5 protein-coding genes are annotated in these 4,854 nt (G+C 32.9%); 3 read left to right on the top strand and 2 right to left on the bottom strand.

Translation table 11 applies throughout. The features are described 5' to 3' along the window. Positions 1 to 907 precede the first annotated feature (907 nt). Positions 908 to 1,372: a 2-thiouracil desulfurase family protein gene (locus AC1DSK_RS17140; RefSeq protein ID WP_477548661.1), complete on the top strand. Its 465-nt coding sequence runs from the start codon at positions 908 to 910 to the stop codon at positions 1,370 to 1,372. Between the two features lie 319 nt (positions 1,373 to 1,691). Here AC1DSK_RS17140 and AC1DSK_RS17145 read toward each other — a convergent pair whose 3' ends face one another. Beyond that, the gene (locus tag AC1DSK_RS17145; protein WP_477548662.1) at positions 1,692 to 2,273 is read right to left on the bottom strand and encodes an LOG family protein; all 582 of its coding nucleotides are present in this window, start codon (positions 2,271 to 2,273) and stop codon (positions 1,692 to 1,694) included. A 94-nt stretch (positions 2,274 to 2,367) separates the two neighbouring features. On the opposite strand from AC1DSK_RS17145, the gene AC1DSK_RS17150 reads away from it, so the two are divergent. Further along, on the top strand, positions 2,368 to 2,688 hold the full coding sequence (locus AC1DSK_RS17150) for a MazG nucleotide pyrophosphohydrolase domain-containing protein (RefSeq protein ID WP_053589111.1): 321 nt from the start codon (positions 2,368 to 2,370) through the stop codon (positions 2,686 to 2,688). A 686-nt stretch (positions 2,689 to 3,374) separates the two neighbouring features. Then, entirely contained in the window at positions 3,375 to 4,175 is an 801-nt protein-coding gene (locus AC1DSK_RS17155) for a hypothetical protein (RefSeq protein WP_477548663.1), read from the top strand. A 126-nt stretch (positions 4,176 to 4,301) separates the two neighbouring features. Here AC1DSK_RS17155 and AC1DSK_RS17160 read toward each other — a convergent pair whose 3' ends face one another. Then, positions 4,302 to 4,760, bottom strand: a complete 459-nt coding sequence (locus AC1DSK_RS17160; protein WP_477548664.1) for a hypothetical protein — start codon at positions 4,758 to 4,760, stop codon at positions 4,302 to 4,304. Positions 4,761 to 4,854 lie beyond the last annotated feature (94 nt).

Consider the following 4,854-nt stretch of genomic DNA (forward strand, 5'->3'; position numbering starts at 1 on the left):
GCAAATGAATTGCAACCAAAAGAATCTGCAACAAGGGCAGAAACAGCAGTCATGCTAAAAAGATTACTGGTAGAAATTAAACTGCTGGAAGAATAGATTTGCATAAAGCGATATCCATCAAATAAAATGACAAATTATCAAAAAGGGTATGTTCAAAGTGGTTTCTGAACATACCCTTTTTTGCCTCCTTCCGGCATTAAAGAGGAAAACTAAACCGGCATTGACAGAAGAATTGAATATATCGAATTTCATCGTATTTATGATGGGAAAATCAGCCAAGCTGAATGGCTATTTTACATACGTTGTGAAAAAGGTTTGTCTTAGTTTTGGGAGGTTAGTTCAATAAGAGAAGGAGAAGTTTTATGTCGTATTTGAAACAAAATGTGACGCAATTAATGCGGGGTTAAAATTAGTGTTCAAAAAAAAGGAACAATTACTCTGTTCCTTTAGGGTTATATTTTATCTTTTATTTCTTCTCTTTAATTGGATTAAAGTTATTAATACACCTAAATTTATTACTATTAGAATAGGAAATCCGAAGTAAAGAACATAAAGTATCCAGTTCAATGCATCCTTTTCAGAAAGTAATTCCATTTTATTCACCTCAAGTAATCGTATGAAAAAAACTATACTATGATGCGCATTACGACCATAATGTGTAATAAAAGAGAAGGTGCTTATTCAACTAACGGGTGCTTTAGTTGAATAAGAAAAAAGAAAAATGTAGAGTGACAATAAAGTTATTTAATTTATAATAAAGTCGTTTAAAATATAATAAAGTTTTTTAAAAAGATAGTGTTAGTTGGATTTTTATACTATCTTTTCTCATTTTTTTATATAATAACAGTATGATTATTTCGATATTCGTATAGTATAGGGCAAAGTTTGCTTAGATGGAGTGTGTAACGTGATTTTAGTTAGTTCTTGCTTAGCTGGCAATCCAGTAAGATATAATGGTACTTCTTGTTTAGATAGTACGATACAAAGATTAATTGATGAAAAGAAAGCAATCCCTATTTGCCCTGAGCTTTTAGGTGGGTTCGTTACACCTAGAGAACCTGCTGAAATTGTAGGGGGAAATGGATTGGATGTTTTAGTAGGCACAGCAAAAGTTATTGAACGATCAGGAAACGATGTGACGGAATTATATCTAATCGGTGCTAAAAAGACTTTAGAGATAGCAAAAGAAATGAACGTTAAATATGTAGTGTTAAAAGAGTATAGTCCATCTTGTGGCGGTAAAGAAATTTATAATGGTGCATTTATTGGAGAAAAAATAGATGGAATGGGCGTAACAACCGCCTTATTAGAAAGCAATGGCATCAAAGTTATATCTGAACTAGAATTAGCAAATTTAAAAGATGAAATTTAGGGGGCTATGTTAAATTATTAGTCTTCCGAAATTAATCAACTTTATTATCCTTAAAAAGTCATAAAGCGAATGAAAAATTGAACTTTTTAAACATTTCTAATAACCATCTATCATTTTATCAGATAGATGGTTATTGCTTTTTTTGGAACAAAATTAAACGACTTTATAATCTCTAGATAAAAAAAGCTAACGAATCGGGCGCTTTCCTTTAGGAATGTGTCTTTTACTTTTTGACCAGAATAGGAAATGGATTTAAGGAAAAACTCATTTTAAATAGGGAAACAGACCAAGGGTAATGCTCGGTCTGTTTTTTTAACTATCAGATCTGTTTTTCAGTAATGTAAGTTTTTACAGTTGGTGGTTCATATGTATTGAATTTATCAAGGATCCCTTTTGGATCACTATCGACTAATGCCATGTTACGGTACTTTTCATGTAAAAACTGTTCCTCTGACATATGATTAAATAACGCAATAAGAGGATCATAATAATGATTTATATTTAAGAGACCACATGGTTTATGATGGAGCCCTAACTGAGCCCAAGTAAAAATTTCAAAGAACTCTTCTAAAGTTCCTGGCCCACCAGGCAATGCTATAAATCCATCAGCAAGCTCTGCCATTTTCGCTTTTCTCTCATGCATTGAATCTACGATGATCAGCTCTGACAAGTTTTTATGAGCTATCTCTCTATTATCTAGAAAACTTGGCATAACACCAATTACGTATCCTCCTTCATTCAGAACTGAATCTGCAATAGCACCCATAATTCCAACACTCGCTCCACCATAAACAAGTGCAATATTTCGTTTAGCTAGTTCTTTACCAAGTTTTTTCGCACCTTCTATATAGACATCAGATGCTCCGTTACTCGATCCACAAAATACGGCTAACTTTTTCAATATATTCGCCTCCTAAAGAATCACACCATCAAAGATTATATAATACTTTCATTTTTTGTTAAACTTAAAGTATTGAATTGGAGGTTAGATGAAAATGAATGTAACTGAATTTCAACAATGGGTAAAGGATTATTATGAAAGTAGGGGCTGGTCTGAGTTAGACATATTTATTCGTATTGGCTTTTTAGCAGAAGAAACGGGCGAGGTTGCACGAGCTATAAGAGCTCTTGAGATTGGTAGGGATAGGCCTGATGAAATAAGGGGCTCTTATGAGGAAAATAAACAGGAGTTAACCGAAGAGTTAGGAGATGTACTGGGTAATTTAATTGTGATTGCAAACAAGTACAATATCCCACTAGAAGAAGTGTTTCAGTCACATAAAAAGAAACTCTCAGATCGTTATTCTAATGATTAGGCAAATAAACCTTTTTTCAACAATAGGTCGCATTTCTTGAGTAAGAGCGTCTTTTTGAATTGGGCCAGATAATTTAATAACACTTGGAAGATAATTTGGATACTTATATTTAAAAGTAGGGATTGTGAAATAATGTACTTAAACTAACAGGTGCTTTAGTTAAAGATCATCGGGCTGATTGTCAGCTCTTTTCTTATTGAACTAACGGAGCAGTATTGTTCAATAAGGAACAATGGATTGTTTATTATTCGAAATTGTAAAATTACGTGGAATTGGAACTGAAATTGGTTTTGAAGTATTAAAGTAACGGGGGTAGGAGGGGGATTATATATTTAAAACAATTTTATTTTTTATCGTAGTCATGGCATTCTATGCTATTTCGATTTGGCAATATAAAAACCCATCAGAGGCTATTCGTTTATGGCATAAATCAGCATATTTAGAGAAACCTAAAGTAGATGAGGCATTCGTAAAGCGTTCCGTTATAATAAGAGGTATTTTCTTGACGTTGGCTTTCATCATAATAATTGTTATAACATTAGATATATAAAAACAGAAGAGTGATTGCACAACAAGTGCAGCAGCAGTAGCTTATTTCACTAACGGGCAGGTTAGGTAGACTACATATAACTTTATTGAACTGGGCAAACTACCTTAATTGATAACATAAGGTGGTAATTAAAAATATGAAAACCAAACAAATTTTCTTTATGTTGGTTTCATTCGTTTTAGTATTAAAGTTATTTTCTACGGGATTGATGTCGAACAAAGTTACAGAAAAATCTGAGAAAGTCATTGCTGAAGAAAAACGAGAACGAATAGTTTTACTAAGTGTCCCTTCAGAAAATAGGCATCAAATGATTTACTTAATGGCAGATAAAATAACTTGGATGGACTATGAGAACTTTGTTATTCAAGTTGGTGATAGTACACAAGAAGCGTTGTATCGCTTCCCTAATTGGTATCACGCAAAGTATCCGCCTGAATTATTTTACAAAGATGTGAATGGTGACACCTTTGGTGACATTATCATTGTGCTTAATAAGGATAAGGCTCGTATTGGGAATCCTCAAAAGGACATTCATATCCTAAATTTTATCAAAGAGCGAGAAGCGTATGAAGAAGCCCCTATCGAATCTATGGAAAAGACAAAAACAACAATTAAATCTAAAGTGACACTAGGGAAACAGGGCAATATCGTGACTATTCGTGTAGGCGACGAGAAGTACACCACCGACATCTCCAAATACAATTACCGGAACCCACGTGAACCATTCTTCATCGGCTTTGAGCTGACAAAATACTTTGTTGAAAATGGACAACTGTTTGGAAAAGTCCCTGTTTATATATCACAAGATAGTGTCACCGGAGGATTAATTGGTTTACTTAAACTTGAGTACGATTGGAATGGAAAAGAGTATGTTGTAAAGCAGATAAAGTTTTTACCATATAATTCTGAAGATGAACAATTTTTCTTCCCATACTAACTAATTCAGCCGAGACTATTTGCAAGTTATTGTACTAACGGGGCAGGTTAGTCCAATATGAGATATTAAATGTTGATTAAAAAAATCAATATAAAAACCACCAAGCCCGACGGTGGTTTAGTTTGTTTATTTGTAAGGATTTTCGTACAAATGATAATGATTTCCACCAAGAAGTACCTTTTTGGTTTCAGCGTCAATCACTACATATTTATGCCATTCTTCTTTTTCATTTTGGTGAAAAGATGCCATAAAATATACTTGCCGATTAGGATGAACATCAGTCTGATGTTTAAGATTCATTTTTTTACTATTCAAATTAGTCTTTTGGTTGAAAGTGAATTCTGCATCTGGAACATCTTTAAAAGAAATTTTTTGACGTATACTAAATGCAGCGTTCTTATATTCTTGATAGATATTTTTATCTACCTCGTTATAAAATTCATCTTCACTAATAAAAGATTTACTTTGATTATCCAGGTACTCTAACTTTGGATTTGTTATATCAGATTTTGATGCTTCAGAGAGTGGTGTTGATTGAAAGAGAACGTTAGAAAGAACAGCCAAAGTTAGTAATATTATTTTCATTATTTCACCTCCTTTGTATTTACCTTATAATTCCCGAGCATTTTTTATTTATGCTAATGAAAACAGGGCAGATTAATTGAACAAGAATATAGTC

This window comes from Paenisporosarcina sp. P4_B8 (genome assembly GCF_056402175.1).

Bases quoted from the DNA above. Each gene is read 5' to 3' on its own strand.
- AC1DSK_RS17150 (WP_053589111.1), top strand. From the start codon at position 2,368: ATGAATGTAACTGAATTTCAACAATGGGTAAAGGATTATTATGAAAGT.
- AC1DSK_RS17155 (WP_477548663.1), top strand. From the start codon at position 3,375: ATGAAAACCAAACAAATTTTCTTTATGTTGGTTTCATTCGTTTTAGTA.
- AC1DSK_RS17160 (WP_477548664.1), bottom strand. From the start codon at position 4,760: ATGAAAATAATATTACTAACTTTGGCTGTTCTTTCTAACGTTCTCTTT.